The following is an 18,085-nucleotide window of genomic DNA, read 5'->3' on the forward strand; positions in this document are numbered from 1 at the left end:
GCAAATATTCATTACTGTTTTTTTTAACAGCTTATTCATATTATCATAATGACTTATTGTTGTCAATATGTTTTTTTCATTCTGTAGTTGAATGATGGGCCTGAGTGGACTCGAACCACCGACCTCACGCTTATCAGGCGTGCGCTCTAACCAGCTGAGCTACAGGCCCATGTTTTTAGTAATGGAGCGGGTGAAGGGAATCGAACCCTCGACATCAGCTTGGAAGGCTGGAGTTTTACCATTAAACTACACCCGCATATAAATAAAATTAATTTATTATTAGGAAGCAAAATCGGGAAGACAGGATTTGAACCTGCGACCCCATGGTCCCAAACCATGTGCTCTACCAAGCTGAGCTACTTCCCGGTTAAAATGGCGCGCCCGAGAGGAGTCGAACCCCTAACCTCTTGATCCGTAGTCAAACGCTCTATCCAATTGAGCTACGGGCGCAAAAGCGACATTTTTAAATATATCACATTTAAAGGGAATACTCAAGCTTTTTTAAAAATTCTTTTTCTGGAACAAGTGCGGCCGAGAGGACTTGAACCTCCACGGGATTAACTCCCACTAGGCCCTCAACCTAGCGCGTCTGCCATTCCGCCACGACCGCATTTCGCGAAAACAGAATACATTATGGTGCGGGTGAAGGGAGTCGAACCCCCACATCCGAAGATACTAGATCCTAAGTCTAGCGCGTCTGCCAATTCCGCCACACCCGCATTATTAAATTGATTAATGGTGAGCCATGAAGGATTCGAACCTTCGACCCTCTGATTAAAAGTCAGATGCTCTACCGACTGAGCTAATGGCTCATGTTAATGAGTGGAACTTTGTTAAGCTTCTCACAAACAAAAAATTGGCTGGGCTACTAGGATTCGAACCTAGGAATGACGGGACCAAAACCCGTTGCCTTACCGCTTGGCTATAGCCCAACAATTTAATGGCGGTCCGGACGGGACTCGAACCCGCGACCTCCTGCGTGACAGGCAGGCATTCTAACCAACTGAACTACCGGACCAATTATTTATTTGTAAGAGATGACCCGTACGGGATTCGAACCCGTGTTACCGCCGTGAAAGGGCGGTGTCTTAACCGCTTGACCAACGGGCCATATTAGAATGGCGGAGAAGGAGGGATTTGAACCCTCGCGCCGGTCACCCGACCTACACCCTTAGCAGGGGCGCCTCTTCAGCCACTTGAGTACTTCTCCATATGGCTCCACAGGTAGGATTCGAACCTACGACCGATCGGTTAACAGCCGATTGCTCTACCACTGAGCTACTGTGGAATAATATAAGTTGTCGTGAACGAATAATTTCAGCGACGAGAAATATCATATAACATTTCAATAACAATGTCAATACTTTTTGTTATTATTTTTATTATTATTTCTCTCGATGAAATAATGTGTGTTCTAAGACTTAATATAATTTACCACGGCTCATCCAATTCGTCAATCTATTTTATTGAATAGGAGGCGGAAAATTATTCCACCCCGCATTCTTTCCTATATAATGTGATTTTTACATTTAAACTTCCTTTAATCTACCTTTGCATATTCCACATCGGTATCGCTCTATATTTACCCTTCTTGCTCTCTTGTAAATATGATTACATTGCTGACACTCATATCGATATTTAATCTTGTCTAGATTAGAAGCTAATGGCTTACAATGTCTTGGAGATCCCGTTTTCTTCAGCAAGGCTTTGAACTCCGGATCAGCATGTTTATATCCTTTACCTTCTATATGTAAGTGATAATGACATAGTTCATGTTTAATAATCCCAACGAATTCCTCGTAATCCGCTTCAAGGTAATACTTCGGGTTTAACTCCACAACTCTTTTAGAGGGCAGGTATCTCCCTCCTGTAGTCCTAAGACGATTATTAAATTTCACCTTATCAGTGAATGGCTTATTAAAATAGTTAATAGAAATTTCATTGACTAATTCATTAAGTTCTTTCTCACTTAAAAGTTTCATTTGCGAAAACATCCTTCAACTTGTCCAGGTATTAGAAGCATTATTACCGTAATTACAAAGAGTTAATAACGCTATTTAAAATTATTATAATTAAAAATTGTATTTTTGTTTATAAATCATTATAATATAGTTATAGCTTTTTAATTACTGAGTTGAAAGGAGGATAGTCTAGTATACTTTAATCCTTGCAACAGGAGTATACTCAATCTATCTACTTAGTAATCTCATAATTACTATGATACTATAATAATTGTATTTTATCTTACAGGAGGGACACATTTAATGAGTGAAAACAAGAAAAAGTTAACTACTGCATTCGGTGCTCCAGTACCGAATGACGATAATTCAAAAACAGCTGGTCCAAGAGGTCCACTATTAATGGAAGACTTCTGGTTCCTAGAGAAATTAGCTCACTTCGATCGTGAAGTTATTCCTGAGCGTCGTATGCATGCGAAAGGTTCAGGTGCATATGGTACTTTTACTGTAACTCATGACATTACGAAATATACAAAAGCAAGTATTTTCTCAGAAGTAGGCAAGAAAACAGATATGTTCGTCCGCTTCTCTACTGTAGCAGGTGAGCGTGGCGCAGCTGATGCCGAGCGTGATATCCGTGGTGCAGCTATGAAATTTTATACTGAGGAAGGTAACTGGGATCTAGTTGGTAATAACACACCTGTATTCTTCCTTAGAGATCCTAAACGTTTCCCTGACTTAAACCACGTTGTTAAACGTGACCCAAGAACTAATATGCATAATGCTCAATCTAACTGGGATTTCTGGACTGGATTACCTGAAGCACTTCACCAAGTTACAATCGTCATGAGTGACCGTGGTATCCCAGCATCTTATAGAAATATGCATATGTTTGGAAGTCACACATACAGCTTAATCAACGCTAATAATGAGCGTATTTGGGTTAAATTCCACTTCCGTACACAACAAGGAATTAAAAACCTTACTGACCAAGAAGCAGAAGCAGTAGTTGGTAAAGACCGTGAAAGTCATCAACGTGACCTTTTCGAATCAATCGAAAAAGGAGATTTCCCTAAGTGGACTCTATACATCCAAGTAATGACAGAAGAAGAAGCTAAACAAGTACCATACAATCCATTTGATTTAACAAAAGTATGGCCTAAAGGCGACTTCCCTCTAATTGAAGTAGGTGAGGTTGAACTTAACCGCAATCCAGACAACTACTTTGAAGAAGTTGAGCAAGCAGCATTTGCTCCAACTAACATTGTTCCTGGTATTGGTTTCTCACCCGATAAAATGTTACAAGGACGTTTATTCTCTTACGGAGATACACAGCGTTACCGTTTAGGTGTTAACCACTGGCAAATCCCAGTAAACTACCCTAAAAACGCGAAAAACTTCAACCCATACCATCGTGACGGAGCAATGCGTGTTATGCCACACGGCAAAAATATAACGTACAGCCCGAATAGCTATGGTGAGTGGCAAGATAGCCAAGAACATCAAGATCCAAGACAACAACTTGCTGCCGACGTTGATTATTATGATTTCCGTCAAGATGATGACAACTACTTCGAGCAACCAGGTAACCTATTCCGACTAATGACTGCGGAAGAACAACAAAGATTGTTCGAAAACACAGCTCGTGCAATGCAAGGAACGACTAAAGAAGTTCAACTTAAACATATCAATCATTGCTATAAAGCCGATCCAGCTTATGGTGAAGGTGTAGCTAATGCTCTTGGAGTTCCTATGAGTGAAGTTGAAGCTGCTAGTGATATAAAATAATTTATAACATAATTAAGAGGCATTGCGTTTGCAATGCCTCTTTTACTTTACTGTATTAGTTTTCCTAATCGAAAGAGAAAACTTAACTATTGAACCATTGATAATGCAACTCTTCCTTTGTTCGTGTCTACACTATCAACCCAAACGGTAACAACATCACCAACGGAGGCAATGTCCATTGGATGTTTTACAAATGTTTTAGACATCTTTGAAATATGTACTAAACCATCTTGTTTAACCCCTATATCGACAAACACACCAAAGTCAACAACATTGCGAACCGTCCCTTGTAATTCCATTCCTGGTTTTAAGTCTTCCAAGGACAATACGTTCTTCTTCAACAAAGGTTGAGGAAATTCATCTCTAGGGTCTCTCTCTGGTTTACTTAATGCTTCCATGATATCCTCTAGAGTCGGCTCTCCGATTCCTAGTTTCTCCGCAGTTTCTGCTTTATTTAAATTATTGATTTTCTCCTTCAGCTCAGCAGATCCAATATCCTCTATTCGGCAGTCTACCATAGCCAATAACTTTTCAGTATGCCCATAGCTTTCTGGGTGAATCGGTGTACGGTCTAGCGGATTATCACCATCAATTATCCGCAAGAACCCTATAGCTTGTTCATACGTTTTTGCACCAAGTCTAGGTATTTTCTTAAGCTGTTTACGGTCTGTAAATTTACCATTTTCATTTCTTAACGTTACAATATTGCCTGCCACGGTTTTAGAAAGACCTGATACATACTGTAACAATGAGCGGGATGCCGTGTTAACATTAACCCCAACTTGGTTTACAGCCGTTTCTACCACAAATGTTAGTGACTCTGTTAATGCCTTCTGACTCACATCATGTTGGTATTGACCAACACCTATTGATTTCGGATCTATTTTTACCAGTTCTGCTAATGGATCTTGAACACGACGAGCAATAGAAGCAGCACTCCGTTCCTCAACCTGCAAATCCGGAAACTCTTCTCTAGCAAGTTCAGATGCAGAGTAAACACTTGCTCCTGCTTCATTTACGATAATATATGGGATATCTAAATCATTATTAGAAATGACATCAGATATAAATTGTTCGGTTTCTCTTGATGCAGTACCGTTTCCAATTGCTATTAATTCGACGTCATATTTCTTTATGAACTGTAAAACAATCTTTTCTGCTCCAACTACATCATGCTTTGGAGCGGTTGGATACATGACACCAACCTGATGTAGTTTACCCGTTTCATCTATAACGGCTAACTTACATCCTGTTCGATATGCCGGGTCAACACCTAAAACTGTACGTCCTTTCAATGGCGGCTGTAATAATAGGTTTTTTAGATTCGTTGCAAATACAGAAATAGCCTGTTCTTCTGCTTTTTCGGTTAAAGCTGACCGTATCTCACGTTCAATGGAGGGTTCAATCAAACGTTTGTAAGAGTCGTCAATAGCCATTGCAATAATATCACTTACTTCTTTATTTGTTTTGGCCTTAATGATCTTCCTTTTTAAATAATTTACAATTCCTTCTACAGGAGGGGTAATCGAAACTTTTATTACCTCTTCTTTTTCTCCTCTATTTAACGCAAGTATCCGGTGAGATACGATGGAACGCACTGCCTCACTATACTCATAGTACATCTCATAGATGCCTTTCTCGTCCTTATCTTGGTTTTTAACTTCAGCTTGAATTAATCCACGTTTAAAGGTTTCATTTCGAATATATTCGCGATATTCCGGTTCATCAGAAATCCATTCTGCCATAATATCATTTACACCTTGTAATACATCTTCAATGGTATGAAGGTCATGTTCTTCTGATAAGTAATTATTAGCTTCTTGACTAATAGAGATTATCTCTTGCTTCCAAATGAGTTCAGCAAGTGGTTCTAATCCTTTCTCCTTCGCTATGGTTGCTTTGGTTCTACGCTTTTGTTTATATGGTCTGTACAAATCTTCTACACGTTGAAGTTGCATGGCCTTCCTAATTTCATTTTCTAACTCAGGAGTTAACTTCCCTTGTTCATCAATAAGTCGGATGACTTCTTCTTTTCTTTGTGACAGATTATAGGCATACTGCCATTTATCTTGAATAGATTTTATTTGTACCTCGTCAAGACCACCAGTTACCTCCTTACGATAACGGGCAATAAAAGGTACCGTATTTCCCTCTTCAAGTAATGCTACCACTTTATGTACAACATTCGTCTGAATCGATGTCTCTTTAGACACCCACAACGCTAATTCTTGTTTTAATGTATCTGACAATGTAGTTCCTCCTTTATATCAATTCTATTCTATCAAAAAAGCCTCTTAAGATTAAAAGAAACTCGTGAAATTCTCTTAATTTCGTTCATTAGTTCTATCTTTTCCATTCTCTCGGGAGATACAACGCTCTTATATTGCTTTCTGCATTTATATAAGTTTTACATAATTGAGCCTCTGTCATCATACCGAGAATACTATACTAAATGACAAAAGAGGCTGACATTGCCAGCCTCTTTATTGATTATCATATCGGATTGCTATTAATGTTGTATCATCTTTTCGGAGGTGCTCACTTCTTAGTGCATAGGATTTCGTAATTCTTTCCACATCTTTATCAAAGAAGTAATTCTCCGCCAACTCTTTATTAGTAACACCATCTGTGTGCATGATAAAATTCATCTCATTCTCTAATGGTTCACGAATAACTTTGAACTCCCGCTTATATCCTGCTAAATAACCCGCATTCGGAATATTTCGTTGTCTTTTATCGCTCGTTATCGTCATAAAGCCAATATTACCTATTGATGAAATAGAATAGGATCCTGTGGTAAAATCGATCTTGAATATAGCGAGGACCGTACCACGCTTGCCTAATAACTTTTCGTTGCATTTCCTGACGATTTCTTCCACCGTATAAGCTGCATTCTCTTTAATGATATTGATGACAATTTGAGACGATTCTTTTGCATATACTCCACTACCTAATCCGTCCGCAAGAGCACAAACAAATTCATTTTCAGTCTCACAATAGTAATAACTATCTCCACATTCGGCATTACCATCTTTCGCCTTCTGATAGACTGCTACTTTTACTTTATTCATAATTATTTTAAGACCTCCGCACTATCTGAGTTAATTGCTTCACGGAGTTTTTTCAATGCTCTTCGTTGTAAACGTGAAACATGCATCTGCGATATCCCTAATAAATCGCCAGTTTCCTTTTGACTCATATTTTCAAAATAGGTACAACGAATGATTTGTTGTTCTCGTTCACTTAAAATTGGTAGAACCTTTTCTAATAGAATCTTGAGGTCAATTTGTGAATATCCATCCTCGTTTTTCCCTATCATATCTAAAATCGCAATGGTACTTCCATCCGAGGTTCCCTCAATACTACGATCAACAGAAAGGGCTTTATAGCTCTGATTCATTTCCATTGTTTCTAAAACTTCTTCCTCAGTAACACCTAGATAGTTAGCAATTTCATGTACAGTTGGTGATTTTTGATTAGTTGTGGTAAGTTCATCGACTGCTTTCTTTATTTTTGGACCAAGTTCTTTAATTCTCCTAGGTACGTGAACACTCCATGTTTTATCGCGGATGAACCTTTTAATTTCTCCAAGAATGGTAGGGATTGCAAAGGATTCGAAAGTCTTTCCATACGAGGCGTCAAAGCGATTAATGGCTGCTAAAAGCCCTATCATTCCCACTTGAACTAAGTCTTCATGAATCGAACTATTTTTAGAGTACTTTCGAGCAATCGATTCGACTAAATCTTGATAGGCTAGAATTATTTTTTGCTGGGTATCTTCATTTGTAGGGTCTTTTTGAAGCTCATTTATCCACTCATAAACCTCATCTCTTCCTTTATTCCCTGGTTGAGACGCGGTCGTCATGTAACCCCACCCCTTGTTTTTCTAGGTACTTGGTCATCAATACAATAACACCGGTACTATTATTAATTTCCACCTTATCCATTAAGGCATCAATTAGAAATAATCCAAAACCCCCTTCACGAAGGTCTTCAACAGAATTCTCGCTATTGTATGGTCCAGTTTTCGCCTTAACCTCATTTAACTTAAAGCTGTCACCACGGTCAGCAACCATGATTTCCAACCGATCCTCATAGACCGCAAAGCCAATTGTCACCTCACCATTTTCCCCTTCTTGATATGCGTGATTAACAACATTGGTTACGGCTTCAGAGACGGATATTTTTAAGTCCTCAATATCCTCATAAGTAAAACCCATACGACTTGCTATTCCTGAAATACTTAATCTAATGACACCGACATACTCTGGTTTGGCAGGAAACTTCATCTCAATAAAGTCAAACGATTCCATTATCCATCCACACCTCGAATCGTAGAATGTATATCCATTATTTCGTGTAATCCAGTAATCTGAAATAAACGAAATACTCTTTCTTGTAAATTAACAAGCCTTAGCTTTGACTCATACTCCTTCGAAAGCTTTAAGGCATTAATAAAAACACCTAATCCGGTACTATCCATGTAACTGACATGCTCTAAATTAGCTTCTATTATTGTATCCTTTTCTTTTGTTAATGGGAGTAGCGCTTCTTTTAACTTTGGTGCTGTATAAACATCAATTTCGCCAGATAAATGAATAATTGATTTGTTTTCCTGTTCATTTATTTGGATTTGTAGATTCATAGTTTTCCCCCCATAACACTCAATTAATAATCATTGTTCATACTTCTATTTTCCCAATTCCAGCTAGTGTTAAACCACTTTTTTTAAGATTGCAAGCGTAAAATCATCCCTTAACTGGAAATTCTGGAGACGTTCAAAATACCGATATACTTGATTAACAATTTCTTGAGCTGGTAAATGCATAAAGGTTCTTATCACTTCTAGCACTTCTTCCCTCTCAATAAATTGTTCCCCTTTTCGGCACTCTGTTACACCGTCTGTCAATAAGATAATCATATCGCCTTTTACAATTTCTTGTTCATATTGCAAATAAGTCGTATCGGGATTCACGCCTAATACTAGACCCTTCGCTTCAATTTCTGTAAAACTATTCTCCTTGCTGTGATAAAAGAAACCAGGTTCATGACCTGCCGAAGAATAATAGAACTTACCTGTATCAGGTTTATACTGTGCATAGAACATGGTGATAAACATACTAGGGTCAATATTCCGTTCTACTACTCTATTTAAACTAGCAAGAATTGCATCCGTAGACATAATATTCTCAGGGAAACTATCAAGTGCATACTTGATCATAGACATTGACAATGCAGCAGGTATTCCTTTTCCTATAATATCTGCAATGGCAATGCTTATTGAACCATCTTTTCCCTTTACAACATGATGATAATCTCCATTCATCTGGTTTGCAGGTACACTAATAATTCCCAAATCAATATCTTCTAATTTCGGTATATTTGATTGCAACAGCATCTTTTGCATCCTTGCTGCTACATGTATTTCTGATTTTATTTCAAACTGTTTCTCTCTCAAAATCTGATATTCCTGATGTGCCAAACCATAGGAAATCATGGCTTCGAGTAAAAAGTTCATAGATGATTGAATCTTATCATGTAATTCAGGATAAATTTCTAATAAAGCTTGTATATGTAAGTTTACAATCTCTTCTGGTAAAATATTATTTTTTATAAAGGTTTTGGAGATTTGCTCCGCACCATACAGTGCTCGCTCATCTCGAGTTTTTACGTAACCTTTTAACAATTCCGTGTAATTTCTAGCATCTAGATCTTTCGTATCCATAACGGCCTCTCCTATTCTCTATATAAGGAAGCTAATTTCTGAGTTCATATAATTAATTATCCACATGTTAAAAGATGCAATAGATACTGATAGAGATATGGTAGTCATCTAACCCATTTTACAGTGACAATTTTCGTTCCTTTCCCAACTTCTGACTCAATATCGAATTCATCCATAAGCCTTCTAACCCCTGGTAAGCCAGCACCAAGTCCACCTGATGTAGAATAACCATCTTCCATTACAAGACTTAAGTCTTTAATACCTGGACCTGTGTCTTCTGCTGTTACTCTTATACCTTTTAGTTCTAGGGATTCGACCGCTTCAAAATAAATTCTCCCTTCTTCAGCATATAAATAAATATTCCGAGCAAGTTCTGATATTGCTGTTGTTATTCGCGCTTGGTCAACCGTTCCAAAGCCCAAGTTTTTAGCAATCTCACGCCCCATTTGGCGAGCAGCAACAATGTCCCACTCTTTCATAATTCTTACACAGGATTTGGAATCCATCGACTATTCCCCCAATTCCTGGTGCAATTTCAGCAAGCCTTGTTCTAAGTCTAGCGCGGTTGGAACATTTTGCATATGGATACCTAATTCAATTAAGGTCATTGCAACAGCTGGCTGAATGCCAGTTAATACGACTTTCGCCCCCATAAGGTCAGACATTAATACTACATCGCCCAATACTTTTGCAATAAAAGAGTCAATTACCTCCACAGAAGTTAAGTCGATAACAACTCCAGTTGCTTCTGTTTGATGTATTTCTTTTAGCAAGTCTTCTTGAAATTGTATCGCAGTTTGGTCGTCTAATTCGGTTTGAATTGAAATCAGCAAGTAATTATGTAGCTTCAATATCGGTATTCGCATTAATTTTTCTCACTCCCTTTATCAAGTCCTAATAATTTATCAATACTTTGCGTTTTATTTTCTACTTCTAGAATTTTCTTATTGGTTATTTCCAGTGCAAGTAAAAATCCTTTTTTAAGGGTGCTTTTGGTTGGCAAATCAGTAAAGTTAATTCCTAAGTTAACGATTGTTTGTGCAATCTCTGGACGGATACCAACAAGAATACACTTCGCTCCTAATAACCTCACTGCCTCTGTGGCTTGGAACAAGTGGTGTGCAACCATTGTATCCACTACTGGAACACCAGTAATATCAATTAACACAACTTCTGCATTATGGCGCATAACTCCCTCTAGAAGGTTTTCCATGATAAACTTAGCCCGCTCTGTATCGATTGTTCCGATAAGCGGCATAATTGTGATGTTATCCATAACCGGGATTAAGGGTGCGGATAACTCCTGTAATGCTATGCGCTGAAGGGATACAACATGCTCCCAACTAACAGAATATTCATTAACCAATTGCCTTATAATTGGTTCTACCCACGAATCTACATACTTTAATACTTCCGAAATATATTCCCCTTCCGGCTGGTCAATATGATGTAAGATCGTGTCTAATGTCACTTTTCGAAACACTAAAAGACCATCCGTTATATAACTTAATGGCCAACCTAAATGGATCATTCTATCTGAGAAGTCTTTTATTACTTGTGGTGTTCCATCTCCTCTAATGCTATTAAGAATAACATTAACAAATTCCTCGTTATTACTTTCAAATAACTCTGCTGATATTTCAGCTGTATAGTTAACATCTTTTAATCTGCTAATTTCCTTATTCCATTCTTTTATGATATGCTCTTTATTTTTAATAGCGACTTCCTTTAAATCCCTACCCATTTCAAGAGTCCCCCCGAAATATAAAATATTATAAATATTGTCACACGATAAGTTTATTAATGCAAATAAAATAAGCACTGCCACTATACAGATACAGCAGAGAATATTTATATGTAGTTTTAAGAGTATTCAATATATTCTAGGCATAAAAAAACCCATAGCTTATATAACATTAACTATGAGTTCTTATTGACCATACATGTCCTTAAGCCCAAGACTTATTTCCAATGCATGATTTATTTTTTGCATCATGACTTGGTCTAGCTTTGTTATTTTATCTGTTAGTCGCTGTTTATCCAACGTTCGAATCTGTTCTAAAAGAATAACAGAATCCCGATCGAACCCATATTTCTTTGCATCTATTTCCACATGAGTAGGTAGTTTTGCTTTCTGAATTTGGGCAGTAATAGCAGCAACAATAACAGTTGGGCTGAATCGATTCCCAATATCATTTTGGAGAATTAATACAGGACGAACGCCCCCTTGTTCGGATCCAACTACAGGGGATAAGTCAGCGAAATACACTTCGCCTCTCTGAACAATCAAATCCTACACCCCGATCACAGAGCGCTCTAGAGTAATTTCAGCCTCCTCTTCCGCTTGAAAAGCTTCAGAAGCAATAGAGAGATTAATTCTAGCCATTTCTTGATAGCCTTTTTGCATGGATTGATAAAAGTTCTGGATATATTCTTCTTTTTTCGTTTCTAAATAGGTTCTAGTAGCCTGACATATGATATCACTAAGGTCCCTGTTTTCTTTCTTCACTAATCCATCCACCTCATTTAGTAGGTTTTTCGGTAGCCGTACCATCACTTCTTGTAAGCTCTCTGACAAAACCATGCACCTCCGCCAACTGCCTGAACGATCGTTTCTATTTTCTACTTTTTTATCAAATTTAATAATATCATTGTATAGCTCTAATTGCAAAGGCTTCTAGGCTTTTTCCTGAAAAATATTAGGTATTAATTCCACACCTTTTTAATACCCATTTCATTAATTTACATAGACCCTTGGAATTCTCTCATTGAGCATACAAGGTATCTCATAATTGATTGTTTCTAAGTAATCCGCAATTTCATCTATCTCAATATTATCGTTGCCTTGCTTTCCAATTAGGGTTACCTTTGTACCAATCTTGTATTCTCTATCCATTCTTATCATTAATTGATCCATACAAATCCGGCCAACAATAGGCATTCTATTGCCCTCCACTAAAACACTCATACCCTGAAGTTTTCTACTCCATCCATCCCCATATCCTATAGGGACTGTTCCAATCCATTCATCTGCTTCCGCAATATACGTTCTTCCATAGCTAACTGACTCCCCTTTTGACAATTTCTTCACATGAACCAGTTTACTATGTAATGAAAAGGCCGGTCTCAAATTGATTTGATGTTCCTCTTTTACGGTCGCGGAAGGATACAACCCATACATGGATATGCCGAAGCGAATACAATTATGCACACTTTTTGGAAAACGTATCGAAGCAGCGCTATTACCAATATGAATCGTCACAGGTAAATCCCATTTTTCTTTAAAAACCATTAATAAACGATTAAATCGCTCGTTCTGTTCATAGAAAAAGTTGAGATCGGTTTCATCAGCAGTAGCAAAATGTGTAAACACTCCTGTAAGCTGTACCTTAGGGTTACCAATTAACCCCTGTAACACATCCTCTAATTCTTCCTCCGTTCGCAATCCAATTCGGCCCATTCCGGTATCAAATTTAAGATGTAAATGGAGAGGTTTCTTTAAATCATACTGATTAATCTCATCCAACCATTCCCTTTGGAAAAAGGGTAAGGTGATATTATTTTCCGCTGCTATCGGTGCATATCGTGGTGGAACCAAACCAAGCACAAGAATTGGGACATCAATAGCTGCCCTTCTAAGCTTGATAGCTTCCTCTAACAACGCAACAGCTAAACCATTTGCACCAGATTCAATTGCTTTTTTTGCGACAGGTACTATCCCATGTCCATAAGCATTCGCTTTTACTACTGCAATAATATTACTATCTTGCGGTAGTTTTTCCTTCATTTGGGTAATATTATACTTAATTGCTTCAAGATTTATTTCAATCCACGTATCGCGATAAAATTCATCTACCACAATAGATTGCTCCCTTCTTAGATCAAGAGGCTGGGACATGTATTTTCCTCTAGTAAAATACAAACAAAATGATATTACTATAAGCACCCGCTCCGGAAATTCTACATTGTTCGTAGTTCTAGATGTAAAATTCAGCTTCGTTCCAGTCTCTTTCATTATAAAACAAAAGCAGACTCTATTCTATGAGCCTGCCCAATTTTCCTATATTATTTCACTTCTTGACCTTGCACTTGCACGGATTGCGCAACTTCGATTAATTCTTCTCTTGTTAGTTGATCACTCGCCAGATAAAAATTCATACCGTTATAATCCCACTCTAATGCATTATCAGATAGTGCCCCGACAGCACCAAAACCAAGATTCACGATATCACCATTTACCTCGACAGGTGATGAAAGAGTTTCAACTACATCCTTCTTTTCTTGTACTAAAGTGAAATTTTTTTCACCCTGAAAAGTAGATATAATTCTTTTACCATTATCTAATTCCACTTCAACTCGATCGATAAGCTCTGCCCCAGCAGTGTTTACCGGTGACATTACTTCTAGCTCCTCAATTACCCCATCGCCTGAAGTCGGCATGTCCTCTGGAGTAGCACTTGCCATATTTTGTTCAATCTCAAAATCTTTGTCATTAAAGCTAGGATCTAACTCGAAGCTTTTGAACTTTACCTCAACAATCGCATTTCCATCCGTATCTAATATTTTCACCATTGTTGGTGTATAGTTTTCTTTATCAAAATAGATTTCTTGATATGGTAGATTGTTATTGCTTTGGTAATTCGTCTTGGTTTTAAAGATATAGTTATTTTCATCTTTCGTGAATTCTGCTTCTTCATCATTTATGATATCTTCTACAAGTGATTGATAAAGATATGGTTGACTACTATTATCAGGCCAATCCGATTGAAACTTAAAGCTCTTCTTCAGCTCTGGTGTTAATACAAATACACCGTCTTTATTTTTCAAAATGATTTGACTACCCTTATCCTCTTTATTACTAGATAGTGCAACTCTATAAAACGCTTCTTTTTTATGCCAAACATCAATATTAAACAATTGCTCCTCTTGCCCTGTATTCATTTTCATTTCAACATTTGCCTTATAACCCGCTAAATCTTCTACATTCTCACCAAGCTTTTTCACTACGTCTTCCTGGGACTGCTCACCACAGGCAGCTAAGAATAAAAGAATCCCAATACCTAATATCATCCACAGACGTGATTTTTTTATCATGGACATATCTCCCTTGTCTAAAATTACAAACCTAACCAAATAGGCTTATTACGATTTATACAAAGGGAACTCTTTCCCATCAAAAGAAAATAGGCATGACCACTTCTCCTTTAATAAGGCAATACTATCATCCTCTTCATTCCACCCTCTCCTTTATTATTCCTCTACCACCTATCCGAATCCTCTGTATACCTCTGCCTTAATTTCACTGAAGATACATGAATAATGGCCAAATCGCTACTTTCTTTTGTGGTGTTTTATCAATAGCTTGTTCCCTCATGCCCGCAATAAAATATATGAGACAACCTTACCTTTTATGCAGATGTTATCCCGTAAACAAGTAATTTAGACTTCTAGAACTACTTGAGCTACCGCATATTCTCTACTATGGGTAATGGATACGAAAATATTCATTCTTTCTTCTAAAGAAACCTTAATGTACGGTGCACCTTTTCCATCATTAAGCACTTCAATATCTTGAAAACTAAGTTTTCCAATACCAGTTCCCATCGCTTTTGAGAATGCCTCTTTTGCCGCAAATCTACCCGCTATATATTCTATTTTTCTTTGATCGCTTTGGATGGATGTATACTTTTGTTTTTCTACATCTGTTAAAATCCGATCAATAAATCGGTCATTTTTGATGCTTTCCTTTATTCTATTAAGTTCAATAATATCGATTCCTATTCCTTTTATCATTATGGTATCTCCTAACACATACGTGTATATATTTTATCTAAGTATAGTATTATAGTAATCTAATAATGTACATACTTTAATCATAACCAATCTAACCATGAAAATACGATACCCGAATAGAAAGAAGGGAAAAAATGTTTATTCGGAATGAAAGAAGTCTGAAGGAGTTTATGGCAAACTATCCTGTCGTTTCAGGAATCATTATTATCCATATTGCCATATGGCTGTTGAGCGATGCATTATCGATACCGTTATTCGAACGTTTATATGACTTAGGGGTTGGCCACCATTATATGATTCACCAGGGGGAGTATTGGCGATTTATCACACCGATTTTTTTACATGGTGGACTAATGCATATGTTATTCAATTCATTTTCATTAGTTTTATTTGGACCGGCTCTAGAGCGAATGATTGGAAAGAGCATGTTTTTAATAGCTTATCTAGGAGCCGGAGTATTAGCGAATATCACAACATTTTTCATAAATCCATCATTTATGTTCCCCCATGTAGGTGCATCCGGAGCAATATTTGGGTTATTTGGAATTTATATCTTTATGGTAGTGTTTCGTAAATCATTGATTGATTCCCAAAACGCACAAATTGTAACTGTTATCTTTCTAATCGGACTCATCATGACGTTCATCCGACCCGGGATCAATCAATACGCACATATCCTTGGATTTGCTGCAGGCTTTCTTATTGCTCCACTAGTATTAGTAAGAGCCAAGCCCTTCTATGCTTCGCAATATCGTCGAACACATCATGATGATGGTGAAATCCGCTTCAATCCTAATCGGTGGAAAAGAAAAAGGTTCTCCAGGAAAATGAAACAAAATCCATTGTGGATTATTATAATAGTGCTTGCCATCATTGGATTACTTAGTTATCTAATTTAAAAATATCGAGGGGTTACGTTATACCCCTCGATAAGAATACCAATCGGCTACATGATGCAATTCTTCTTCATCTAACTCTTTCACAAAGTAATGTTTCCCTAACCCCATTTTCCCAACAATGGAAAGCTTTATCGTGGCTAAATTTTCCCGTTTATGAAGAAAATGTTGCTTTTTATTTAAGGCTTGTATTCGTTTATGGTTCATAACCATCGTAGTCTTACTTAAGGTTCGGTATCGAATAGATAATTTTCTTCCATCCATTACGTGACCAGTATCTTTATACTGTAAAACCCCAAGTATTATACTTCCAATCAGCAACAAAATCGGGACCCAGATAAAATGCGGGACCACAATCCCTACTGCTATCAATAATAGTAATGCAGGGAAGAACACTCGTGCTATATAGTATTTCAAAGCGCGCTTAGGAAGGGAATGCATTTTTCTATTGTCTGCTTGATATTCTGGTAGAAACTTCTGTAGAAAGGAGTTCAACTCGTCTACTTTTAATACCGGGAATAGAACAGTGGAGAATTGCTCTCCTTTTTCATTTGAACCTCCTGCAATTTCTGCTATTACTGTACAATAACCAAATGGCTGTCTAAAAACACTCTCGACATGGCCTACTGCTTGTATACGTCTTATTGGGATAGTTATTTGTTTTTTCTCAATCAATCCATGGGTAATTACAATGTCCTCTCCAACTTTTGAGACCGTGAAGTTCCAATATTTGGTCATCGTACCTAATATGCCCAATAACCAAACCAGAAGTAAGACACCAATTCCCATTAGTATCATCAATAAGAGCCCTAAGCCAATTAGCCATTTATATGCTTCATCATAAAAACTATTTGGGATAAATCTAATTACTTCCGATGATACAAATCCCACTAATGCTAAGATTACCCCAATACTGCCCGAGGTAGCTCCTGCAAAAATCAAACGTTTTCGAGAAATCGTCTCAGCCGGTACAGTAGAAGTCTCCTCTTCAACCTCCTCATTTTTCTTAAGCGTCTTTAATTCTGCACGTAATGCCTCGCCATCTTCTAACGACAACGCAAGGAGTGATGCCTCTGCTTCTGAACCTGTACCTGCAGTTTCAATCTCTACCTTTACAAGCTTAAAGATTCTATGTAATAAGTTTTGTGTTAAATCGATAGACTGGATTCGATTTTTGGATATATACCGTTTTTTTCGAATGAATATACCGTATTCCAGTCTTAATTCATCCCCATCTATCCTGTAAGTAAATCGACTCCAGGATAAAATACTTGTTCCTGTTATCAATAAGAGAAGAAAAAACACAATAAATATGGCATAAAGTAGATGATCATCAAACATCGTGACAAAAACTAGGATAATTAAAAAGATGGAATCCTTTATCCCCTTAATCAAATTAAATACAATCGTGGCTGGATGTAACTTTTCTGGCTTAGACATCATCTTCATCCACCCTTGCTAGAGTAGAGATCCTATCCCTTAAGTCTGAAGCAATTTCATTTGATAGTGCCGGTATTTTATGTGTGGTAGCAGCTGTCGATATCGAAACACTTGCTAGGTCAAACTTTTTTAAGATTGGACCTTGTTCTGTTTCAACATGCTGTACACGAATCATTGGGATAAGTGTTCTAGAAACAACTAGTATTCCGTGTTGAATATAAATCTCTTGATCAAACACTTCGTAACGCCATCTTCTCCAGCGAAGCTTTGGTAGTAAAAATACAGTTAAGTATGTACTAACGATACTTGTTAGAATTAATATTAGTACGATCCACAGTGGAAAGTCTAAGACAAAATGCAATACTATCGCCACTATGCTTATTAGCCAAACAATAATTTCATATAACGCGGCTGTGATTTTCCATGCTTTTATCGCATCTTTGGATATTGTATGTACTGGTGGCTTCCTCATAAAGTCACCATCC

Annotated in this window: 19 protein-coding genes and 12 tRNA genes; 2 read left to right on the forward strand and 29 right to left on the reverse strand. The window is 37.4% G+C overall.

The features are described 5' to 3' along the window. Positions 1 to 95 precede the first annotated feature (95 nt). From G5W_RS0115500 to G5W_RS0115560, 13 genes are all read right to left on the reverse strand, one after another. Positions 96 to 169: transfer RNA gene (locus G5W_RS0115500), tRNA-Ile, on the reverse strand. Positions 170 to 182: 13 nt separating this feature from the next. After that, positions 183 to 256: transfer RNA gene (locus G5W_RS0115505), tRNA-Gly, on the reverse strand. Between the two features lie 36 nt (positions 257 to 292). Next, positions 293 to 366, reverse strand: a tRNA-Pro gene (locus tag G5W_RS0115510). Positions 367 to 373: 7 nt separating this feature from the next. Then, positions 374 to 450: transfer RNA gene (locus G5W_RS0115515), tRNA-Arg, on the reverse strand. A 76-nt stretch (positions 451 to 526) separates the two neighbouring features. Then, positions 527 to 610 (reverse strand) — tRNA-Leu (locus G5W_RS0115520). A gap of 24 nt (positions 611 to 634) precedes the next feature. Next, a tRNA-Leu gene (locus tag G5W_RS0115525) sits at positions 635 to 719 on the reverse strand. 17 nt (positions 720 to 736) lie between these two features. Beyond that, positions 737 to 812: transfer RNA gene (locus G5W_RS0115530), tRNA-Lys, on the reverse strand. A gap of 45 nt (positions 813 to 857) precedes the next feature. Then, positions 858 to 932 (reverse strand) — tRNA-Gln (locus G5W_RS0115535). Positions 933 to 941: 9 nt separating this feature from the next. Continuing rightward, positions 942 to 1,018, reverse strand: a tRNA-Asp gene (locus tag G5W_RS0115540). A gap of 20 nt (positions 1,019 to 1,038) precedes the next feature. Next, a tRNA-Glu gene (locus tag G5W_RS0115545) sits at positions 1,039 to 1,110 on the reverse strand. A gap of 9 nt (positions 1,111 to 1,119) precedes the next feature. Next, positions 1,120 to 1,210 (reverse strand) — tRNA-Ser (locus G5W_RS0115550). 3 nt (positions 1,211 to 1,213) lie between these two features. Then, positions 1,214 to 1,288 (reverse strand) — tRNA-Asn (locus G5W_RS0115555). A 241-nt stretch (positions 1,289 to 1,529) separates the two neighbouring features. Beyond that, a complete protein-coding gene (locus G5W_RS0115560) occupies positions 1,530 to 1,982 on the reverse strand; it encodes a SprT family protein (protein ID WP_010098091.1) in 453 nt (150 codons plus the stop codon). 282 nt (positions 1,983 to 2,264) lie between these two features. On the opposite strand from G5W_RS0115560, the gene G5W_RS0115565 reads away from it, so the two are divergent. After that, positions 2,265 to 3,746, forward strand: a complete 1,482-nt coding sequence (locus G5W_RS0115565) for a catalase (RefSeq protein ID WP_010098093.1) — start codon at positions 2,265 to 2,267, stop codon at positions 3,744 to 3,746. An 86-nt stretch (positions 3,747 to 3,832) separates the two neighbouring features. Here G5W_RS0115565 and G5W_RS0115570 read toward each other — a convergent pair whose 3' ends face one another. The 14 genes from G5W_RS0115570 to acpS all read right to left on the reverse strand — a co-directional run bounded on the left by G5W_RS0115570 (position 3,833) and on the right by acpS (position 15,264). Continuing rightward, positions 3,833 to 5,995 (reverse strand): Tex family protein, encoded by a 2,163-nt coding sequence (locus tag G5W_RS0115570; RefSeq protein ID WP_010098095.1) that lies wholly within the window; start codon positions 5,993 to 5,995, stop codon positions 3,833 to 3,835. A gap of 234 nt (positions 5,996 to 6,229) precedes the next feature. Further along, a complete protein-coding gene (locus tag G5W_RS0115575) occupies positions 6,230 to 6,817 on the reverse strand; it encodes a SpoIIE family protein phosphatase (RefSeq protein ID WP_010098096.1) in 588 nt (195 codons plus the stop codon). A 2-nt stretch (positions 6,818 to 6,819) separates the two neighbouring features. After that, positions 6,820 to 7,611 carry an RNA polymerase sigma factor SigB gene (gene sigB, locus G5W_RS0115580; RefSeq protein WP_010098097.1) on the reverse strand — a complete coding sequence of 264 codons (792 nt, stop codon included), beginning with the start codon at positions 7,609 to 7,611 and terminating at the stop codon, positions 6,820 to 6,822. Further along, entirely contained in the window at positions 7,583 to 8,059 is a 477-nt protein-coding gene (rsbW, locus tag G5W_RS0115585) for an anti-sigma B factor RsbW (RefSeq protein ID WP_010098098.1), read from the reverse strand. Before rsbW ends, sigB begins: the two co-directional genes overlap by 29 nt. Further along, complete coding sequence (locus G5W_RS0115590; protein ID WP_010098099.1) at positions 8,059 to 8,391, reverse strand: anti-sigma factor antagonist; 333 nt, start codon at positions 8,389 to 8,391, stop codon at positions 8,059 to 8,061. Before G5W_RS0115590 ends, rsbW begins: the two co-directional genes overlap by 1 nt. Before the next feature lie 69 nt (positions 8,392 to 8,460). Next, positions 8,461 to 9,471 carry a PP2C family protein-serine/threonine phosphatase gene (locus G5W_RS0115595; RefSeq protein WP_010098100.1) on the reverse strand — a complete coding sequence of 337 codons (1,011 nt, stop codon included), beginning with the start codon at positions 9,469 to 9,471 and terminating at the stop codon, positions 8,461 to 8,463. A 104-nt stretch (positions 9,472 to 9,575) separates the two neighbouring features. Then, positions 9,576 to 9,977 (reverse strand): anti-sigma regulatory factor, encoded by a 402-nt coding sequence (locus G5W_RS0115600; protein ID WP_010098102.1) that lies wholly within the window; start codon positions 9,975 to 9,977, stop codon positions 9,576 to 9,578. 3 nt (positions 9,978 to 9,980) lie between these two features. Next, entirely contained in the window at positions 9,981 to 10,337 is a 357-nt protein-coding gene (locus G5W_RS0115605; RefSeq protein ID WP_010098104.1) for an STAS domain-containing protein, read from the reverse strand. Continuing rightward, positions 10,337 to 11,215, reverse strand: coding sequence for an STAS domain-containing protein (locus G5W_RS0115610; protein ID WP_010098105.1), 879 nt, complete (start codon positions 11,213 to 11,215; stop codon positions 10,337 to 10,339). Before G5W_RS0115610 ends, G5W_RS0115605 begins: the two co-directional genes overlap by 1 nt. 186 nt (positions 11,216 to 11,401) lie before the next feature. Further along, positions 11,402 to 11,761 carry a type II toxin-antitoxin system PemK/MazF family toxin gene (locus G5W_RS0115615; protein WP_010098106.1) on the reverse strand — a complete coding sequence of 120 codons (360 nt, stop codon included), beginning with the start codon at positions 11,759 to 11,761 and terminating at the stop codon, positions 11,402 to 11,404. Positions 11,762 to 11,764: 3 nt separating this feature from the next. Then, positions 11,765 to 12,049: a CopG family ribbon-helix-helix protein gene (locus G5W_RS0115620; protein WP_010098107.1), complete on the reverse strand. Its 285-nt coding sequence runs from the start codon at positions 12,047 to 12,049 to the stop codon at positions 11,765 to 11,767. Positions 12,050 to 12,208: 159 nt separating this feature from the next. Further along, positions 12,209 to 13,369, reverse strand: a complete 1,161-nt coding sequence (gene alr, locus G5W_RS0115625) for an alanine racemase (RefSeq protein ID WP_050801689.1) — start codon at positions 13,367 to 13,369, stop codon at positions 12,209 to 12,211. 167 nt (positions 13,370 to 13,536) lie between these two features. Then, positions 13,537 to 14,565, reverse strand: coding sequence for a LolA family protein (locus G5W_RS0115630; protein WP_010098109.1), 1,029 nt, complete (start codon positions 14,563 to 14,565; stop codon positions 13,537 to 13,539). Between the two features lie 345 nt (positions 14,566 to 14,910). Beyond that, positions 14,911 to 15,264: a holo-ACP synthase gene (acpS, locus tag G5W_RS0115635; protein WP_010098111.1), complete on the reverse strand. Its 354-nt coding sequence runs from the start codon at positions 15,262 to 15,264 to the stop codon at positions 14,911 to 14,913. Positions 15,265 to 15,398: 134 nt separating this feature from the next. On the opposite strand from acpS, the gene G5W_RS0115640 reads away from it, so the two are divergent. Beyond that, positions 15,399 to 16,163, forward strand: a complete 765-nt coding sequence (locus G5W_RS0115640) for a rhomboid family intramembrane serine protease (protein WP_010098113.1) — start codon at positions 15,399 to 15,401, stop codon at positions 16,161 to 16,163. A gap of 18 nt (positions 16,164 to 16,181) precedes the next feature. Here the strand turns inward: G5W_RS0115640 and G5W_RS0115645 are convergent, their stop codons facing one another. Both G5W_RS0115645 and G5W_RS0115650 read right to left on the reverse strand, forming a co-directional pair. Beyond that, positions 16,182 to 17,603, reverse strand: coding sequence for a PH domain-containing protein (locus G5W_RS0115645; protein ID WP_237706227.1), 1,422 nt, complete (start codon positions 17,601 to 17,603; stop codon positions 16,182 to 16,184). Then, positions 17,593 to 18,072, reverse strand: coding sequence for a PH domain-containing protein (locus tag G5W_RS0115650; protein ID WP_010098117.1), 480 nt, complete (start codon positions 18,070 to 18,072; stop codon positions 17,593 to 17,595). Before G5W_RS0115650 ends, G5W_RS0115645 begins: the two co-directional genes overlap by 11 nt. Between the last annotated feature and the right edge of the window lie 13 nt (positions 18,073 to 18,085).

Source organism: Ornithinibacillus scapharcae TW25 (genome assembly GCF_000190475.1).
In the GTDB taxonomy this organism is placed as follows: domain Bacteria; phylum Bacillota; class Bacilli; order Bacillales; family Amphibacillaceae; genus Ornithinibacillus; species Ornithinibacillus scapharcae.